Origin of the sequence: Enterococcus sp. AZ062 (assembly GCF_051715065.1) — a bacterium.
Lineage (GTDB): Bacteria > Bacillota > Bacilli > Lactobacillales > Enterococcaceae > Enterococcus_B > Enterococcus_B mundtii.
This window is the reverse complement of record NZ_JBIOTB010000001.1, coordinates 1,326,074-1,344,745: the sequence shown is the minus strand read 5'-3', so window position 1 is coordinate 1,344,745 and position 18,672 is coordinate 1,326,074. Positions and strand designations below refer to the sequence as shown.

The 18,672-nt window shown below is 40.5% G+C and carries 15 protein-coding genes; all 15 read right to left on the bottom strand.

Features of this window, described 5'->3' with window-relative positions; genetic code table 11:
* Window positions 1-109: 109 nt before the first annotated feature.
* On the bottom strand, window positions 110-1,939 hold the full coding sequence (gene typA, locus IGJ00_RS06495; protein WP_010735665.1) for a translational GTPase TypA: 1,830 nt from the start codon (window positions 1,937-1,939) through the stop codon (window positions 110-112).
* Window positions 1,940-2,284: 345 nt separating this feature from the next.
* Entirely contained in the window at window positions 2,285-3,052 is a 768-nt protein-coding gene (locus IGJ00_RS06490; RefSeq protein ID WP_074799747.1) for an inositol monophosphatase family protein, read from the bottom strand.
* 4 nt (window positions 3,053-3,056) lie between these two features.
* Window positions 3,057-3,332, bottom strand: coding sequence for a UPF0223 family protein (locus IGJ00_RS06485; protein WP_019723241.1), 276 nt, complete (start codon window positions 3,330-3,332; stop codon window positions 3,057-3,059).
* A gap of 168 nt (window positions 3,333-3,500) precedes the next feature.
* Window positions 3,501-4,907 carry a dihydrolipoyl dehydrogenase gene (gene lpdA, locus IGJ00_RS06480; protein ID WP_010735668.1) on the bottom strand — a complete coding sequence of 469 codons (1,407 nt, stop codon included), beginning with the start codon at window positions 4,905-4,907 and terminating at the stop codon, window positions 3,501-3,503.
* Between the two features lie 7 nt (window positions 4,908-4,914).
* Window positions 4,915-6,567, bottom strand: a complete 1,653-nt coding sequence (locus tag IGJ00_RS06475; RefSeq protein WP_074799703.1) for a dihydrolipoyllysine-residue acetyltransferase — start codon at window positions 6,565-6,567, stop codon at window positions 4,915-4,917.
* Window positions 6,568-6,591: 24 nt separating this feature from the next.
* Entirely contained in the window at window positions 6,592-7,569 is a 978-nt protein-coding gene (locus IGJ00_RS06470) for an alpha-ketoacid dehydrogenase subunit beta (protein ID WP_010735670.1), read from the bottom strand.
* A gap of 2 nt (window positions 7,570-7,571) precedes the next feature.
* Window positions 7,572-8,681, bottom strand: coding sequence for a pyruvate dehydrogenase (acetyl-transferring) E1 component subunit alpha (gene pdhA, locus IGJ00_RS06465; protein WP_010735671.1), 1,110 nt, complete (start codon window positions 8,679-8,681; stop codon window positions 7,572-7,574).
* Window positions 8,682-9,199: 518 nt separating this feature from the next.
* Window positions 9,200-10,636: a PLP-dependent aminotransferase family protein gene (locus IGJ00_RS06460; RefSeq protein WP_438844220.1), complete on the bottom strand. Its 1,437-nt coding sequence runs from the start codon at window positions 10,634-10,636 to the stop codon at window positions 9,200-9,202.
* Window positions 10,637-10,747: 111 nt separating this feature from the next.
* Entirely contained in the window at window positions 10,748-11,725 is a 978-nt protein-coding gene (guaC, locus tag IGJ00_RS06455) for a GMP reductase (protein WP_019723828.1), read from the bottom strand.
* Between the two features lie 239 nt (window positions 11,726-11,964).
* The gene (locus IGJ00_RS06450) at window positions 11,965-13,086 is read right to left on the bottom strand and encodes a hypothetical protein (protein ID WP_438844219.1); all 1,122 of its coding nucleotides are present in this window, start codon (window positions 13,084-13,086) and stop codon (window positions 11,965-11,967) included.
* Window positions 13,087-13,191: 105 nt separating this feature from the next.
* On the bottom strand, window positions 13,192-14,106 hold the full coding sequence (locus IGJ00_RS06445; RefSeq protein ID WP_071867129.1) for an aldo/keto reductase: 915 nt from the start codon (window positions 14,104-14,106) through the stop codon (window positions 13,192-13,194).
* Window positions 14,107-14,224: 118 nt separating this feature from the next.
* Window positions 14,225-15,490, bottom strand: coding sequence for a phosphoribosylamine--glycine ligase (gene purD, locus IGJ00_RS06440; protein ID WP_071867130.1), 1,266 nt, complete (start codon window positions 15,488-15,490; stop codon window positions 14,225-14,227).
* Window positions 15,491-15,505: 15 nt separating this feature from the next.
* Window positions 15,506-17,038, bottom strand: a complete 1,533-nt coding sequence (gene purH / locus IGJ00_RS06435; RefSeq protein ID WP_438844218.1) for a bifunctional phosphoribosylaminoimidazolecarboxamide formyltransferase/IMP cyclohydrolase — start codon at window positions 17,036-17,038, stop codon at window positions 15,506-15,508.
* Window positions 17,035-17,613 (bottom strand): phosphoribosylglycinamide formyltransferase, encoded by a 579-nt coding sequence (gene purN, locus IGJ00_RS06430; RefSeq protein WP_071867132.1) that lies wholly within the window; start codon window positions 17,611-17,613, stop codon window positions 17,035-17,037. Before purN ends, purH begins: the two co-directional genes overlap by 4 nt.
* Entirely contained in the window at window positions 17,610-18,653 is a 1,044-nt protein-coding gene (purM, locus tag IGJ00_RS06425) for a phosphoribosylformylglycinamidine cyclo-ligase (RefSeq protein ID WP_438844217.1), read from the bottom strand. Before purM ends, purN begins: the two co-directional genes overlap by 4 nt.
* Between the last annotated feature and the right edge of the window lie 19 nt (window positions 18,654-18,672).

The following is an 18,672-nucleotide window of genomic DNA, read 5'->3' as shown; positions in this document are numbered from 1 at the left end:
GCGTTATTTAACTTTACTTATCAAGGAAAAAGAATAATCTTTGATCGGTTTAAAAGTTACAAAAAAAACCGTACCTCAGAGATTTCTCTCTAAGATTCGGTCAAAATAATTATTTTTTCTTTTTAGATGCTTTTTCACGTGCATTTTTTTCTAAGATTTGTTTTCTTAGACGGATGTTTTCTGGAGTTACTTCACAGTATTCATCGTCATTCAAGAATTCTAATGATTCTTCAAGTGTTAATTGTTTTGGTTTTTTGATGACTGATGTTTGATCTTTGTTAGCAGAACGAACGTTGGTCATTTGTTTTGCTTTTGTGATATTGACTGTCAAGTCATTCTCACGGCTGTTTTCACCGATGATCATACCTTCGTATACTTCTGTTCCTGGTTCAACAAATACAGTACCACGTTCTTCGATACTCATGATTGAATACGTGGTTGCTTTACCTGTATCGATGGATACTAACGCACCTTGGTGACGTCCGCCGATTTGGCCAGGAAGCATTGGCAAGTATTGATCAAATGTGTGGTTCATGATTCCGTAACCACGAGTCATTGATAAGAACTCTGTTGAGTAACCGATCAATCCACGAGCAGGTGTCAAGAATGTCAAACGAATTTGACCATTTCCTGTATGGACCATATCTTGCATTTCACCTTTACGTTGGCTCAATGATTCGATGACACTACCCATGTATTCTTCTGGTGTGTCGATTTGAACACGTTCAAATGGTTCACATTTTACGCCATCGATTTCTCTTTCGATAACTTCTGGACGTGATACTTGTAATTCATAACCTTCACGACGCATGTTCTCGATCAAGATCGATAAGTGAAGTTCACCACGACCTGAAACTGTCCAAGCATCTGGTGAATTCGTTGGTTCAACACGAAGTGAAACGTCTGTTTGTAATTCTGCCATCAAACGTTCTTCGATTTTACGTGATGTCACGTATTTTCCTTCGCGTCCAGCAAATGGAGAGTTATTGACTAAGAAAGTCATTTGTAATGTTGGTTCATCGATATGCAAAATCGGTAATGCTTCTTGATGATCGACTGGTGTAACGGTTTCCCCAACGAAGATATCTTCCATTCCTGAGACAGCGATCAAGTCACCAGCTTTAGCTTCTTGGATTTCTAAACGTTGTAAGCCAAAGAAACCAAATAATTTTGTCACACGGAATTTCTTCACTGTGCCATCAAGTTTGATCAGTGATACTTGGTCACCAACTTTGATTTTTCCTCTGAAGACACGGCCGATACCGATACGTCCAACATAATCGTTGTAATCAAGTAATGATACTTGGAATTGTAAAGGTTCATCGCTATTGTCAACTGGTGCAGGGATAGCTTCGACAATTGTATCAAAGATCGGTGCCATTGTTGGTTCTTGGTCCGCTGGATCATCGGATAAGCTTGATGTTCCGTTCAAAGCAGATGCGTAGATCACTGGGAAATCCAATTGATCATCGTCTGCGCCTAATTCGATAAATAATTCTAAGACTTCATCTACCACATACTCAGGACGAGCGGATGGTTTGTCAATCTTGTTTACAACAACGATCGGTGTGATATGTTGCTCTAAAGCCTTTTTCAATACGAAACGTGTTTGAGGCATGGTGCCTTCATAAGCATCTACAACTAAGACAACGCCGTCTACCATTTTCATGATACGCTCTACTTCACCACCGAAGTCCGCGTGTCCAGGTGTATCCATGATATTGACGCGAATCCCTTTATAATCAACAGCTGTATTTTTCGCTAAGATTGTGATTCCACGTTCTTGTTCAAGTGCGTTTGAGTCCATCGCACGTTCTTGTAATTGAGTGTGGGCGTCTAATGTGTCAGATTGTTTTAATAGTTCATCAACTAATGTTGTTTTTCCGTGGTCGACGTGGGCGATGATCGCTACGTTACGGATGTCATTTCTTTTATTCAATTTAAGTAACTCCTTTTTTATCGATTCTTTATCACAGGGCAATTTTACTCGACTGTTTATTATACCAAACTTTTTTCATGAAATATAGTGAAATGTTTTCATTTTTTCGAGAAAATTAATAATTTGCCCTTTTTCTAATCAAAACAGCACGAAAAATCCGAATTTATGTAAAAAAGGAGCTATTACAAAACTCTTCCACTAGCATATTCTACAAATGAATATTCCGATACTATATTTGACTAAACAAATAAGCGAAGGACTAGGTTGCTTAAAAAGCAATTTTATCGTCCTCCACTTATTTTATAAGAGCTATTTGATAGGCATATCTCAAACTCAGAAAAATAATCAGTCCAATTGAAGCATGTCAAGTATGGTCTCATAGGCTGTTGGCGTTGCGGCTAAATAATATTCTCTGCCACTGAAAGTCAATGGCGCACCGGAAAACCCACTATATCGCATACCGAACTCTTCCAAAAGAACATTGCCAGCTGCGTAATCCCAGGGACTTAGATTAGAGATATAGCCGATGTGGTTTCCTTTTAACATCGCAATCAATTCTAAGCCTGCACAGCCACACATCCGAACGCCGATACTTTGTTCACCAATCGCATGGATATTGAATCGATCGTGACCGAAGAGATAGCTATTGATTGCTATTAATCCTTTATCTAATGGAAGGTCTTGCGGTTGTGGTAATTTCACATCATTTTTGTAAACACCGATCGTTTTACCGCCCCAGTATAATTCATCTCGCATGACATCATAAATGAATCCTAGCTGTCCCACTCCATCTTCGTAATAAGCAAGCATGATACAAAAATTTTCTCCTTGTACCACGAAGTTCAACGTACCATCAATTGGGTCAATGATAAAGACTTGACCACTCAAATCAGATAAGTTGTTGTATCCTTCTTCTTCTGCCAAAATTTTTGCTTGAGGATAGGCAGAATGGATTTTATTGATCAGAAATGCTTGGATTTCTCGATCCATGTTTGTCACTAGATCTTTACGATTCGTTTTTTCTGCGACTGTTAGTTGATCATTTTGTGCATGAAGGATCTTTTCTTTTGCTGCTACCAACCAGCCAATTATTTCCTCAATCATTTTCTCCATCGTCTCACCCATTCATTTTTAGCATTTTGTTGGTGTTCTTCTTTGCCTCTTGAATAGTACGGTATAGCGAATAGCCAGAAGCTTTTTCAAATTCGCGTCCTAATCGTTTTTCTTCTCCGATCGATTTGATCACTGTTTTGAATTGTTGATAGGTTGTTAGAAATTCCTGATTATTGATCCCTTGTTCATTCGCTTTTTCGAGGGCCTCCCACATGTTCATCACGATGACCATTTCTTCAGTGGTCCAGTCCAAGTCTAATGGATATTGATACTCATTCATAGATATTATCTCCTATTCTATTCATCCCTTTCAGTTTATCATAGAAAGAAGACTTCTTCCAAGTGGTTTTGCTCTATTTTAGTTTACATAATAATTTTATAGTCGCAATATAGGGTATAAAAAAATACAACTCTCTCTTTTCAGAGAAAGTTGCATTTAGTTGAATGATTAAATATGAATCGGTAAGCCTAAAGCTAATTCAGCTGCGTCCATTGTGATCTCACCTAAAGATGGATGTGGATGGATCGTCAACGCGATATCTTCAGCGTTCATACCTGATTCGATTGCCAAAGCAAGTTCAGAAACCATATCACTCGCTCCAACTCCACCGATTTGCGCACCGATGATGACATTGTCTTCATTGGTTGTCACTAAGCGGATAAAGCCTTCTGTTTTACCTAATGATAATGCACGACCATTCCCAGAGAATGGGAATTTATAAGCAGTTGCTTCTAGTCCGGCTTCTTTTGCTTCTTTGATCGTCATCCCTACTGATGCTAATTCAGGATCAGTAAAGGCAACAGCTGGCATAGCTTTGTAGTCAACGGCTACTTTTTTGCCAGAGATTGCTTCTGCGGCGATTTTTGCTTCATAGCTTGCTTTATGTGCTAAAGCAGCGCCTGGAACGATGTCGCCGATTGCAAAGATGTTAGGTACGTTTGTACGTCCTTGATTATCAACTGGGATCAAGCCACGTTCACCGATTTCAACACCAGCTTGTTCTAAGCCCATGTCTTCAGTATTCGGACGACGTCCAACAGTGACCATCACGTAGTCAGCTGTTACTGATTCTTCTTTTCCGTCTACTGCATATTTTACAGTTACGCTATCACCATTGTCGATTGATTCTTTAGCCATGGCATTTGTAATGACTGTTACGCCTTTTTTCTTGAAGTCATCTTCCACTAATTTCACCAAGTCTTTTTCATACGTAGGTAAAATTTGTGGTGAACCTTCAAGGATCGTTACTTCAGAACCTAAGTTTGCGTAAGCCGCACCAAGTTCAGCACCGATTACCCCGCCGCCGATGATGACGAATTTCTTAGGAACTTCTGTTAGGCTCAATCCACCTGTAGAATCTAAGACACGACCACCAAATTTGAATCCAGGGATTTCAATTGGACGAGAACCTGTTGCAACGATAGCATGGTTGAATGAATACGTTTGAGCAGAATCCGGATGGATCACACGTAATGTATGATCATCTACGAAGAATGCTTCGCCTTCGATCGTTTCAACTTTGTGTTTTTTCAACAAGTAGCCGACACCTGAAGTCAATGTTTTCACTACTTTGTTGTCTTTCCACTCTTGTGTTTTTGTAAAATCAAGTGAGACATTTTCACTTGTTACACCAAACATCGATGAATCAAGTGATTCTTGATAATGATGACCTGCTGCGATCAACGCTTTAGAAGGAATACAACCAACGTTCAAACAAACGCCGCCGATATATTCTCTTTCAATGATCGCTACTTTTTGGCCCATTTCAGCAGCGCGGATGGCAGCGACATAGCCGCCAGGTCCCGCACCGATTACAACTGTATCTAATTCAACAGCAAAATCTCCAACTACCATTTGTTTCTCATCCTTCCATCATTAATAGCTCTGGATCAGCTAATAAACGTTTGATGTTATTCATTGCTTGTTGTGCTGTCGCACCATCGACGATTCGGTGATCGAAACTCAATGATAATTTCATCACACGGCCAACAACGATTTCTCCTTCAGCATTGACGATTGGTTGTTGGGCAATTGTTCCTACACCTAGGATTGCTACTTCAGGGTAGTTGATTACTGGTGTGAACCAGCCGCCGCCAACTGAACCAATGTTACTGATCGTGATCGTTCCATTACGCATATCGTCTGCCGCTAGTTTGCCATCATGTGCAAGTTTTGCTTTCTCGTTGATTTCGTCTGCGATCGCAAACATTCCTTTACGGTCAGCATCTTTCACGTTTGGCACATACAAACCATGGTCTGTATCTGTTGCGATACCGATATTGTAATAGTTTTTATAAACGATTTCTTGTTTTGCATCATCGATTGACGCATTCAAGATTGGGAATTTTTTGACTGTTGCAGTCAATGCTTTGACAACGTAAGGCAAGAACGTTAATTTCGTGCCGTTAGCAGCTGCCACTTCTTTGAATTTCTTACGGTTATCCCAAAGATTTGTTACTTCAACTTCATCATGTAAAGTGACATGAGGTGCTGTTTGTTTGCTGTTGACCATCGCTTTGGCAATTGCTTTACGTGTTGGTGTCAATGCCACACGTTCTTCTAGATCGCCTAAGTTTGATTTGAATGCTTTTGCTGGAGCAGCTTTTGTTTCAGCTGGTTTTTCAGCAGATGCTTCTGTCGGTGCAGCTGATTCAGCAGGTTTGCTTGCAGCTGCTGGAGCGCCTCCGCCAGATAAGAAGTTTTCAATATCTTCTTTTGTCACACGTCCGCCTTTTCCAGTTGCAGAAACTTGGCTGATATCCACGTCTTTTTCGCGAGCGAATTGACGAACAGATGGCATTGCTAATACGCGTTTATCTGGGTTTGCAGCTTCAGGGATACTTGAAGAACCTGAAGTTTCCACTTTTGCATCAGAAGTTGCTGCCGCTGGTTTGCTTGCAGGTGCACTATTGTGTCCTGGCGCGTCGATCTCAACCAATACGTCACCAACATTTGCGACTGTACCTTCAGAAACAACGATTGTTTTCACAGTCCCTGTTACTGGAGATGGAATTTCTTCCACTGATTTGTCATTTTGCACTTCTAATAATGTATCGTCTTCATTAATCGTGTCACCGGCTTTAACAAACCATTTAACGATTTCACCTTCTGCGATACCTTCACCGATATCAGGTAATTTGAATTGGAATACGCCACCTTCAGAAGCTTCTGCTGATGCAGATGAACTTTCTGTTGTTGGTTCAGCAGCAGGTGCTTCAGGTGTTTGCTCAGTAGCTGCCACGCCTTCGCTTCCGCTGTCTTCGTTTCCTTCATGTCCTGGTGCATCGATCTCAACTAATACGTCACCAACATTTGCGACTGTACCTTCTGGAACAACGATGCTTTTCACTGTTCCTGTCACTGGAGATGGAATTTCTTCCACTGATTTGTCATTTTGTACTTCTAATAATGTATCGTCTTCATTGATCGTATCGCCTGGTTGAACGAACCATTTAACGATTTCACCTTCTGCGATACCTTCACCGATATCAGGTAATTTAAATTGGTAAGCCATGGGTTTTTAACGTCCTTTCTTTCCTTAAAATTCTGCGATTTCTTTTACTTTTGCTTCGATGTCAGAAGCATTTGGCAACCAGATGTTTTCTGCTTGACCGAATGGGAAAACAGTATCTGGTGCAGAAACGCGTCCGATTGGTGCTTCTAATGAAAGAATTGCACGTTCAGAGATTTCAGAGATTACTTGAGTGCTTACGCCTGCTTGACGTTGTGCTTCTTGAACAACAACGACACGTCCTGTTTTTTCAACAGATTTGATGATTGTTTCAACATCTAATGGAGCAACTGTTCGTAGGTCAACGATCTCAACAGAGATACCTTCTTTTTCAAGATTATCTGCTGCCTTAATGGCTTCACGTACCATTGCACCGTAAGTGATGATCGATACATCTGTTCCTTCACGAGTCACTGCGGCTTTGTCTAAAGGCACTTCGTACGCTTCATCTGGCACTTCCTCACGGAATGAACGGTAAAGTTTCATATGCTCCAAGAAAACAACAGGGTCATTACTTCTAATAGAAGCAATCAATAATCCTTTTGCATCATATGGGTTTGATGGAATCACTACACGGATACCAGGAGATTGAGCAATCAATCCTTCTAAGTTATCTGAGTGTAATTCAGGTGTATGAACACCACCACCAAATGGTGAACGGATCGTTACTGGAATATTTCTTGTTCCACCCATACGGTATCTTGTACGAGCCATTTGTGCTACAACTTCATCCATTGCTTCAAAAATAAAGCCAAAGAATTGGATTTCAGGGACAGGACGAAATCCTTCAAGTGCTAAACCGAAACCTAATCCGGCAATACCTGATTCTGCTAAAGGAGTGTCAAATACGCGGTCTTCACCGAACTTTTCTTGCAATCCTTCAGTTGCACGGAATACGCCTCCGTTTTTGCCGACATCTTCACCAAAAACGAGTACGTTTTCGTCGTTTTCAAGTTCAAGTGCTAAGGCATCTGTGATTGCTTGAATCATTGTTTTTTGTGCCATGGTTATTTCGACTCCTTCGCTTCATAGATTGCAATTTGTTCTTTGATTGTTTGTGGTGTTTCTTCAAACATATTTTTCAAGAAATCTGAAACTTTTTGTTTTGGAACTTTATCTGCTTCAGCAATTGCTGCTTTGATTTCTTCTTTTGTTTGTTCAATGACTGCTTCTTCTTTTTCTTCGCTCCATAATCCTTTTTCAGTTAGGTATTTACGGAAACGGATCAATGGATCTTTTAATTGCCATTCATCATCAACGTCTTTTTCACGGTAACGCGTTGGGTCATCACCAGATAATGTATGTGGACCGTAACGGTAAGTCAATGTTTCGATCAATACAGGTCCGTTACCAGAAACTGCCCAGTCACGTGCCATTTTTGAAACAGTATATACAGCTAATGGGTCCATACCATCCACTTGGATACCTGGGATACCAGCTGCTACTGCTTTTTGCGCTAATGTTTTTGCTGCTGTTTGTTTTTCACGAGGTGTTGAAATCGCAAATCCATTGTTTTGGATGTAGAATACAGCATTCGCATGGTAAGCTCCAGCAAAGTTGATTGCTTCATAGAAGTCACCTTGAGAAGAACCGCCATCACCTGTATAAGTGAAAACAACATTTTTCTTATTACGTTTTTTAAGTCCTAATGCAACACCTGCTGCTTGGACGTATTGTGCACCAATGATGATTTGTGGTGGTAGAGCTTTCAATTCTTCTGGGTAGAAGTTTCCAGCTGCATGTCCACGAGACCATAGAAATGCTTGAGATAAAGGTAAGCCGTGTTTGATCAATTGTGGAACATCACGGTAACCTGGTAATAGTACATCTTCTTTGTCAAAAGCGAATGCACTAGCTAATTGACTTGCTTCTTGTCCAGCAGTAGGAGCAAAAAATCCTAAACGTCCTTGACGGTTCAATGCTGTTGAGCGTTGATCCAATACACGAGACCAAACCATGCTAGTCATCAATTCTACTAACTCTTCATCTGTCAAATCTGGAACAAGATCAGGGTTTACTACTTTCCCATCTTGATCAAGTGCTTGGTATACCGGAAAATCTGAATTGACTTCTTCAAGCAACGCTTGGAAGTCGATAGGTGTTTTCTTGTTTGCCATTTATCACACATTCCTCTCTCATCTATAAGAAACTCTCTTCATTCCGCGGTTGAAACAGCGACGATATCTGTATCACTATTTCTCCGGCTTCACTAATAAATTATCACGTATTCCTCCGAAATACAAGCTTTAAGCATAAATTTTCACCATTAAAAAAAATTATAACAATCCCTATCTCTGTTAAAATAGTGAAGGTAATCACAAGATAGTAAGCGGTTTACATTTTTTCTAAAAAAACATAGAGATGTTTCTCCCCTTTTATAACAATCGTTTCTTTTCTGTATTCAAGTTGTTACAACCTTTTACCAGTCACTGTATTAATTTTTTTCTCAATAGTGAGTGATTACACAAATCACTTACCTTAATTTTATCCTTAACATAGGCTTTTTTACAAACAATAAGCCTGTACAACTACATATTTCTTTTGATTGACAGGCAATACGTCAACTTTTCCACAAATTTCTTCACAAAATAAAAAAGAAAAGAAAAAATAACAAAAGTTACTCTTTCTTTTCTTGCTATTGCTTCTCTTTCTCTTCCAACCATGTTTGTAATTTGTCCATTCGTGAAGCGAATAGTGGCAGGTCATCAGAGCTCATACGGCTATAGTTGATTCTTAAACCGATGTCTTCGCCAAAAAGATAACCTGGGGCCACACCTAACCCCTCACGCAATAATCTTTCTGCTAATACCTTCGTGAACTTTTCACCCTCCCAAGTCAGCCAGCCATAGTATCCACCTGCAAGAGGGGCTAAATGAAAGAAGTCTTGCGAATCGACCCAACTACGTAAAAGCTGACTGTTCTTTTCTAGTCGTTGACACAGACTTGCCATGTTTTGGTCAAAAGAAGATTCAAAAACAGCAGTTGCGGCCATTTGTGTAAAGATACTCAAAGAGACATCCATCATTTTTTGTGCCTCGGACAATCGTTGGATCAGAATAGTTGGGCCCACGATCCAACCAATTTTAGTCGTTTCCCCTAACAAACGCGATAATGAGCCGACATATAAGACATTTTCCGGATCAATCACATGGATCGGAGCGATCGAAGCTTGTTTTTCTGGAGAAAAGGCTAGATCTGCAAACACATCATCTTCTATGATCGGCAATTGGTATTTACGGCAAAGCGCAACTAAACGTTGGCGGCGTTCAGCTGCCATCACTGTACCTGTCGGATTTTGAAAATTTGGATTGACTAAGACCGCTTTGATCTTATGCTTATGAATGGATTCTTCCAATTTCCCTAAATCAATCCCTTGATCATCCATTGGAATACCGAATAAGCGGGTACCAAGTGCTTTAAACAATGGCAAGCGGTAGAAAAAGGTTGGGGATTCCACCGCAACGGCATCTCCTACGGACAAAATCGTTTGTAAAATCAGAAAGATTGCTTGTTGTCCCCCACCCGTGATCAGCAATTGACTTTTTTTAAACGAAAATCCGTTATTTCTGATCAAGCGTTCTCTGATCTGCGCCATCAGCGGTTGATACCCAAACACGGAAACGGCTTGTTCTTCTTTTAAGATACCTTCTAATGTATAAATGGGCATCTTCACATTAGGTAATACATCAAGCGGCATTTCACTTGAATATAAATCTAAAAAATCGGATTTCCGACTTGCATCTTTGACTTTTTCTCCGTAACTATCAACGATCTTATCGTATCTTGCAGAGATCAATTGACGCCAATCGATCCGTGGCTCTGAAAAATCACCCCAAGTCACCGAAGAAATAAACCGACCACTCCCTTGACGACTTTCCAATATCCCTAGTCCACGCAATTCATCTAACGCATGCACAACAGTCGTACGATTCACTCCAAAATAATCCGCAAATAGTCTTTCCGAGGGTAGTTTGTCTCCTGGTTGCAATTGTCCATTTTCGATGTTCTTCAAGATTTGGTCCATAACTTGTTGGTAAACAGAACCTTTTTCTTTATTTATTTTCGTCCACATAACGATTCTCCAATTGTTTACTTTCTACTATTGTAACGTAGTTTTTACAGAAAGAAAAATGCCAAAAAAAGATTGGCAAGATTTCTCCTACCAATCTTCTAATCTTTTAAATTAAATCGTATCTCCGTTGAAAATAGAGTTTTTAACGATGACATAATCGACTTTACGAATTGATTCTAAGTCACGACCACCGGCATAAGAAATCGAAGATTGTAAGTCTTGTTGCATTTCAACTAACGTATCTTTCAGAGATCCTTTGTGTTGGATCCAGATTTTCTTACCTTCAACATTTTTCTTTTCGCCTTTTTGGAATTCAGAGGCTGATCCAAAATATTCTTTGTAAACGACGCCGTTCTCTACTTTTGTTTCTCCTGGTGATTCTTCGTGCCCTGCAAACAATGAGCCGATCATCACCATCGTCGCGCCAAAACGCACTGATTTCGCGACATCTCCAGGCGTACGGATGCCACCATCAGCAATGATGGGTTTACGGGCAGCTTTCGCGCACCATCTTAGTGCAGCTAATTGCCAACCACCAGTACCAAAACCAGTTTTGATTTTTGTGATACATACTTTTCCTGGGCCAATGCCGACTTTCGTTGCATCTGCTCCAGCGTTTTCCAATTCTCGAACGGCTTCTGGCGTCCCTACGTTCCCCGCAATGACAAACGTATCTGGTAAATGCTTTTTGATATGCTGGATCATCGCGATCACAGCATTTGAATGTCCATGGGCAATATCAATTGTAATATAATCTGGTACAAGCGATTTTTCTGCTAATTCTTCTACAAAAGCATACTCGTCCTTTTTCACGCCTACACTAATAGAAGAAATTAAATTTCTTGCTTTCATTTTTTCGATAAATGGGATTCTTGCTTCTTCTTCAAAACGATGCATGATATAGAAATAACCATTTTCAGCTAAAAATTCCGCAATCGTTTCATCAATGATCGTTTGCATATTTGCTGGTACAACCGGCATTTTAAATGTATGTGAACCTAATGTCACAGTTGTATCACATTCTGAACGGCTGTTTACGATACATTTATTAGGAATCAGTTGAATATCTTCGTAATCAAATACTTTCATCATATCGTCCTCTCGATTTCATATTCGCAAAAAACACGAACATTATCTGCTTTTTACGTGCTTATTTTTAGCACCTCAAGTAATTTAACGTAATTTCAATAAAAAATCAAGCTTTTTTGTTATAAAAAAGTTTCACTTTACCTTTAATTAAGTTTTCGTACAAAAAAAGCGAACGTTAAAAAAATGTTCGCTTTTTTTGATTTTACTTTACTTATTTGTTTGTGAAATCACAATGATTCCTAACGACTTTTTTCGTGGTTGCTTGTTGTTGGGCGATTTTGTTGGAAATCTCCCGCCATTTTTTTCGCACGATTCGCACGGTCGGCGAAAGAGCCTTGTGCTTTTAGCTGAGATACTTGTTGGAGTTTTCTGTCCGTCTGTACATGCTTATCTACATCAACTGTTCTTAGTACTCCTGCACCTAGACCACGTACATAATCGATCGCTGACAGCACTTTAGGAGTATAATATTCTTTGCTTATTGCTTTTAGATCAGTTAGTGCCTGACCACGCTGGTAATTCAAGCTTTTCAGCGTATGACTCCCATTGACATACTGCTCTTTCCCGTTGATTTGCGCTCTGGTCTCAAAAAGTTCTCCCTCTTTTTTATTTAAATGGATCAAACTTTCTGCGTAATTCAACATACTTGAATGTAGTGATTCGATCGAATTGATGACGGGTCCTGCAATATGTTCAATGGAATGATGCGATTCCAAGCCTCTTTTAAAATCCATTCGAAAATCAGGATTTTCTAAATCTTCACGATGCTTCAACACTTGTTTCGTTAAGGTTTTCAAATCATTTTTCCATTCATTTGATTCTTTATGTAGTACTTTAAATTCAGCTGACAAACGATCTTTACGTGTTTGTAACGTTTTTTTACTTAGGTTTAGATCAACCGATTGCGGAATCTTTGCTTCACCACGGGCGAAAGTGACATTCTGACCAAGGAAGGAAGTAATATTTGAAATCAATTGTTGAAACACCTTGGAATAAAACTGTTCATTTCGTTTTTCAAGCATGATCCTTGCCGAATTTTCCTGATAGCCCATTCTTTCGAAAGCCTTGCTTGGCTGAGAAAAGCCCGCATGTAGTTTTAATCGAATAGATTGGATATGCTTCTCCATTTTTTCCATCCGCATGGCGTTGGCTACCCACATTTCGATCTTATTTTCATAAGAATTGATTGGGTCGATAAGTTTTTTTGCTTGTGTTCCATTTTCAGGAAATTTATTCAATAAGTTATTTTGTTCTTTGATGATTTCATTATATAGTTTTTGTTGCGTTTTATGTAATGTACTAAAATCGGCGTATAAGTATTTTCTCTCATCTTGTAATAGTTTCCTTAACTGTTTATCCATTGATTCTCCTCTTTTCTTCGATACTGTTCATCGTTTTTCTATTTTTGTAAAAACCGACTCTCTTTCTCATAAAAAACAGAGAGTCGGCTAACGATATCTTTTATTTTATGGCAAAATGTTGCCAGCAGCACGATACAATGCATACCAATCTTCTCGTGTCATATCGATCATTGATGCTTTCGCGATTTCTTCAATCCTTGTCAGATTCATCGTTCCAGCGATCACTTGCATATTTGCAGGATGACGTAAGATCCATGCTGAAGCTAAACCGGTTGGTGTCGTCTGATATTTTTCTGCCAGTTCGTTTAACGACTGATTCAATTCCGGAAATTTTTCATTTCCAATGAATACACCTTCAAAGAAGCCATATTGATAAGGCGACCACGCTTGGATTGTCATCTCATGCAAACGAGAATAATCTAGGATACTGCCATCATGGTCAATACTTGCTTGATCCGTCATGTTCACATGGATTCCCTGATCGATCATTTCGGAATGTTTCAGACCAAACTGTAATTGATTTGCCAGTAACGGCTGTTTCACATATTTTTTCAATAACTCGATCTGCATTGGCTTTTGATTGCTCACACCAAAGAAACGAACCTTGCCAGATTGTTCCAACTCATCAAACGCTTCCGCCACTTCTTCGGGTTCAACGAGCGTGTCTGGACGATGAAGTAACAAGGCATCAACGTATTCCATATCTAATCGACGCAAGCTATCTTCAACCGATTGAATGATGTGTTTTTTTGAGAAATCAAACATCTTTCCTGGTACGATCCCGCATTTCGTTTGGATAAATAATTCATCACGTTTTAGCGAAGTTTTTGCTAACGCTTGAGCAAAAATTGTTTCACAGTCCCCACCACCGTAAATATCCGCATGGTCAAAAAAGTTGATGCCATTTTCAAAAGCTGTTTCAATCACTTTTTCAGGTTGCTCAGAACCATTCAACCGCATACAACCTAAAATGACGGAGGATACGAGCTGGTCAGAAGTCCCTAAACGAATCTTTTTCATCAAATCTCATCCTTTCTTACCAACTCGATTTTACCATAATCACCATGAAAAGGCTTCAAAAAAAATAAAACTATTTTTCCTATTCAGCAAAAAATAGTTTTATTTCTTTATTTAGATTTTACTTTTGTACCAAGGCTTTTGAGCCGACATCCGTCCGATAGAATGTATGATCAGTATTCTTGACTTTTAAAACCGAGTATATTTTTTCTTGCGCTTCCTCGATTGTCTGACCACTAGCCTCCACCAAATAGATCCGTCCTCCTGCACCTACCAATTCTTCTGCTCGTTCCTCTACTCCGGCATAATAGATGGACACATCTGGATCAGTTGAAAAATCTGGAAGTAAGGCGCCTTTTTGGTAGTTTTCTGGATAACCTTCCGCAGCAACGACTACCCCTAAGCAAAACCCTTCTGACTCCCATGATAACTCGACTGCCTTTCCTGATAATAGACGGTCAATGATTTCTGCTAGATCACTTTTGAGTCGTGGCAAGACGACTTGCGTTTCAGGGTCACCAAACCGAGCATTGAACTCGATTACTTTTGGTCCTTCTGCTGTGGCAATTAACCCTGCATATAAAATACCAGTAAACGGACGTCCTAGTTCCTTCATTCCTCGCACTGCGGGTTTCAGCACCTCTTCGACAGCTTGATCAACCATGGTTTGAGGGATTTGTGGTACAGGTGTATAGGCACCCATTCCACCGGTATTTGGACCTCTATCACCATTATACGCTCGTTTGTGATCTTGCGAGATCACCATGGGATAAACTTCTGTATCTCGGACAAAAGCAAGTAAAGAGAACTCTTCACCAGACAAGAACTCTTCCACAACGATTTGTTGCCCACTAGCACCAAATCGATTATGTTCTAGCATCTCTGAAGCGGCTTCGACAGCGGCTTCGAGGGTTTCTGCCACAACGACCCCTTTACCAGCAGCTAATCCGTCTGCTTTGATAACGATCGGTGCGCCTTTCGCTTCAATATATTTTCTTGCTTCAGCAAAACGGCTAAACGTTTGTGACTCTGCCGTAGGAATACCTTGACGTGCCATTAACTCTTTGGCAAAGCTTTTTGAACCTTCAATCAAGGCAGCTGCTTTAGTTGGACCAAAAATCGCTAATCCTTCCGCTTGAAAATCATCAACGATCCCATTGAGTAGAGGGATCTCTGGACCTACAAATGTCCAGGCGATTCCTTCAGATCGAACAAACTCGATCAATCCTTCATGTTCTGTTTCAGCAAGATTTACCAAACGAATCCCATCTTTTTTCATCCCTGCATTTCCAGGTGCGCAATACACCGCTTCGACTAACGGACTAGCTGCAAGTTTTTTACTGATTGCATGTTCTCGTCCGCCCGAGCCAATCACTAAACATTTCATTTTATTCGCTCCTTCTTAATGTCTAAAATGACGCACGCCGGTAAATACCATTGTGATACCATGCTTATTTGCCATATCGATTGAGGCTTGATCTTTGATACTTCCTCCTGGTTGGATGATTGCTTTGATACCATGATTCGCAGCGTATTCGACAGAGTCATCCATCGGGAAGTAAGCATCACTTGCAAGCGCAGCTGTTCCGGCTTTAGCACCAGCTTGTTCGATTGCAAGCTTGACCGAACCCACACGATTCATTTGACCGGCACCAATACCGAGGGTTTGCTGTTGATTTGCAACGACGATCGCATTTGATTTCACATGTTTGACTGCTTTCCAAGCAAAAGCCATCGCTGCTTGCTCTTCTTTTGTGGGTTGACGAGCGGTGACTACGGTCCAACTTTCGGGTTCTTCCATTGCACGATCATCTTGTTGGATCAGTAAACCTCCTAAGACAGAGACCATTTCGTTAGCATTTCCCTCCACATTTGAGAAATCGACTTGCAACAGACGGAGATTTTTCTTTGTTTTCAGTACAGCTAGCGCCTCTTCACTGTAACTAGGAGCGATAATGATTTCTAAAAATAATTGGGTCATTGCTTGTGCACTAACCAAATCGACTTCCCGATTCAATACGATAATACCGCCAAAGATCGATACCGGATCAGCAGCATAAGCTGCTTCCCACGCAGAGAAAATCGTCTCGCCACTTCCGATACCACATGGGTTCATATGTTTTAGCGCAACGACCGTTGGTTCCGTGAACTCTCTCATAATACGTAACGCAGCATCCGCATCACGAATATTATTGAAAGAAAGTTCCTTACCGTGCAATTGTTCCGCACACGCAATCGAGTAGCTCGATGGTAATGCCGCTTGATAAAACGCTGCTTCTTGATGGCTATTCTCACCATAACGAAGGTCTTGTTTACGCGTGTAGGTAAGTGTTAGATTCTCAGGTTCTTTCTCACCCACTGCCTCTGTGAGATATTGTCCGATCAAGGCATCATAAGCCGCCGTATGACGGAAAACTTTTGCTGCTAGTTTTCTGCGCGTCGCAAGAGTCGTGTAACCTTCTTGCTGGATTTCTGCTAAGACGATCGCATAATCAAGGGGATCAACGATGGCTGTTACGAAGGCATGGTTTTTTGCAGCACTTCGCAACATGCTCGGTCCACCGATATCAATATTTTCGATCGCATCTGCTTCGGTCGTTTCTGGTTTTAAGATCGTTTCCTTGAATGGATAAAGGTTGACACAGACAATATCGATTGGTTGGATGGCTTCTTTTTCCATTGCCTCCATATGGCTTTCACTATCTCGACGCCCTAATAATCCTCCGTGGATTTTTGGATGTAAAGTTTTTACTCGGCCATCCATCATCTCAGGAAAACCAGTCACTTCATCGATAGAAATAGTTTCGATTCCTGCTTCTTCCAAAGCTGTTTTAGTTCCACCTGTGGAAATGATCTCTATACCGGCAGCACGTAGTCCTTTTGCAAAGTCAATGACCCCAGTCTTATCTGAAACACTTATTAACGCTCTTGTCATTTGTTTACATCTCCCATATTTACTATTTTTGCGATTACTTCTGGAAAGATCTGATGTTCGATTTGATGGATTTTTTGTTCCAATGTAGCTAATGTATCTTCTTTTTCGATTACTACTTTTTCCTGACGAATGATCGGTCCAGTATCCACCCCACGATCGATATAATGGACAGTCACACCTGTTTCTTCCACGCCTGCTTCAAAAGCATCGCGAATCCCATGAAGACCTGGAAAATTTGGTAATAACGAAGGGTGGATATTGATCATTTTATTTTCGTAAATAGACAATAAACCTTCACCAACGATTCGCATATAGCCAGCCAATACGATCAAATCAATCTCTCGGTTTGCTAATTCTTCAAGGATCGCTTGTTCGTACTCCGTTTTGGATGCAAACTCTTTCGGTGAAAAACATGTGCTCGGAACTTGCGCTTTTTTTGCCCGTTGTAAAACATAGGCATGTGGCTGATCACAAAACAACCACTCGATTGTCGCAGAAAGTCGGTTTTTTTTAAAATAATCGACCAGCGCTTGAAAGTTACTGCCATTTCCTGAAGCAAAGACGGCAATCTTCATTTTTTCCCCTCTGCGATCACGACTTTTTGCTCCTCAAAAGGTACGACTTGCCCGATTTGATAGACTTCTTCGCCAGATTTACGGATTTGATCAATGATTTCACTCGCATGTTCAGGAGAAACTGCAATGACCATTCCAATGCCCATGTTAAAGATCTCATACATTTCATGTGCAGGGATCTCACCATACTTTTGTAAACAATCGAAGACCGGTAAAACTGGCCAAGTGCCTAGATCGATGCTGGCAGCAACGTTTTCTGGCAACATCCGTGGAATATTCTCAATAAATCCACCACCTGTAATATGTGCGGCACCTTTGATCTTCTCTTCTTTGACTAATGGCAATAAAGTCGAAACATAGATTTTTGTTGGTTCAAGCAACACATCTGCCAAAGAGGAATCCAACCCTTCGATCGTTTCTTCTAATGAAAAACCATGCTGGTCAAAAAAGATTTTACGAACCAAAGAGTACCCATTGGAATGGATGCCACTAGAAGGCAAACCTAGCAAGATATCACCTGTTGTGATCGATTGACCAGTAATCAATTGCGCTTTTTCCGCGATCCCTACCGCAAAGCCTGCCAGATCATAATCGTCCCCTTGATACATGCCTGGCATTTCTGCTGTTTCGCCACCGATCAATGCCATGTTTGCTGAAACACAGCCAGCGGCAACGCCTGCTACGACTTTTTCTAAACGTTCTGGATCATTTTTACCTGTTGCCAAATAATCTAAAAAGTATAAAGGTTCTGCCCCTTGTGCCAAAATATCATTGACACACATCGCGACACAATCGATACCGATCGTTTCATGGCGATCTGCGGCGATAGCTACAGCTAACTTAGTACCTACACCGTCTGTTCCGGAAACTAAGACAGGTTCTTTTAATTGGAATCCACTAAGGTCAAAGCAACCACCAAATCCTCCTAATGCCCCCATCACACCGATTCTTTCTGTTTTCTTCACATGTTTTTTGATGCGATCCACGACTTCATAACCCGCTTCTACGTCCACACCCGCTTTTGCATAAGCATTACTCATTTGATTACTTGCTCCTTTC

Coding starts and splice junctions, on each gene's coding strand:
- IGJ00_RS06490 (WP_074799747.1), bottom strand. CDS start 3,052: ATGGAGAAAATGATTGAGGAAATAATTGGCTGGTTGGTAGCAGCAAAA.
- IGJ00_RS06485 (WP_019723241.1), bottom strand. CDS start 3,332: ATGAATGAGTATCAATATCCATTAGACTTGGACTGGACCACTGAAGAA.
- lpdA (WP_010735668.1), bottom strand. CDS start 4,907: ATGGTAGTTGGAGATTTTGCTGTTGAATTAGATACAGTTGTAATCGGT.
- IGJ00_RS06475 (WP_074799703.1), bottom strand. CDS start 6,567: ATGGCTTACCAATTTAAATTACCTGATATCGGTGAAGGTATCGCAGAA.
- IGJ00_RS06470 (WP_010735670.1), bottom strand. CDS start 7,569: ATGGCACAAAAAACAATGATTCAAGCAATCACAGATGCCTTAGCACTT.
- pdhA (WP_010735671.1), bottom strand. CDS start 8,681: ATGGCAAACAAGAAAACACCTATCGACTTCCAAGCGTTGCTTGAAGAA.
- IGJ00_RS06460 (WP_438844220.1), bottom strand. CDS start 10,636: ATGTGGACGAAAATAAATAAAGAAAAAGGTTCTGTTTACCAACAAGTT.
- guaC (WP_019723828.1), bottom strand. CDS start 11,725: ATGAAAGTATTTGATTACGAAGATATTCAACTGATTCCTAATAAATGT.
- IGJ00_RS06450 (WP_438844219.1), bottom strand. CDS start 13,086: ATGGATAAACAGTTAAGGAAACTATTACAAGATGAGAGAAAATACTTA.
- IGJ00_RS06445 (WP_071867129.1), bottom strand. CDS start 14,106: ATGAAAAAGATTCGTTTAGGGACTTCTGACCAGCTCGTATCCTCCGTC.
- purD (WP_071867130.1), bottom strand. CDS start 15,490: ATGAAATGTTTAGTGATTGGCTCGGGCGGACGAGAACATGCAATCAGT.
- purH (WP_438844218.1), bottom strand. CDS start 17,038: ATGACAAGAGCGTTAATAAGTGTTTCAGATAAGACTGGGGTCATTGAC.
- purN (WP_071867132.1), bottom strand. CDS start 17,613: ATGAAGATTGCCGTCTTTGCTTCAGGAAATGGCAGTAACTTTCAAGCG.
- purM (WP_438844217.1), bottom strand. CDS start 18,653: ATGAGTAATGCTTATGCAAAAGCGGGTGTGGACGTAGAAGCGGGTTAT.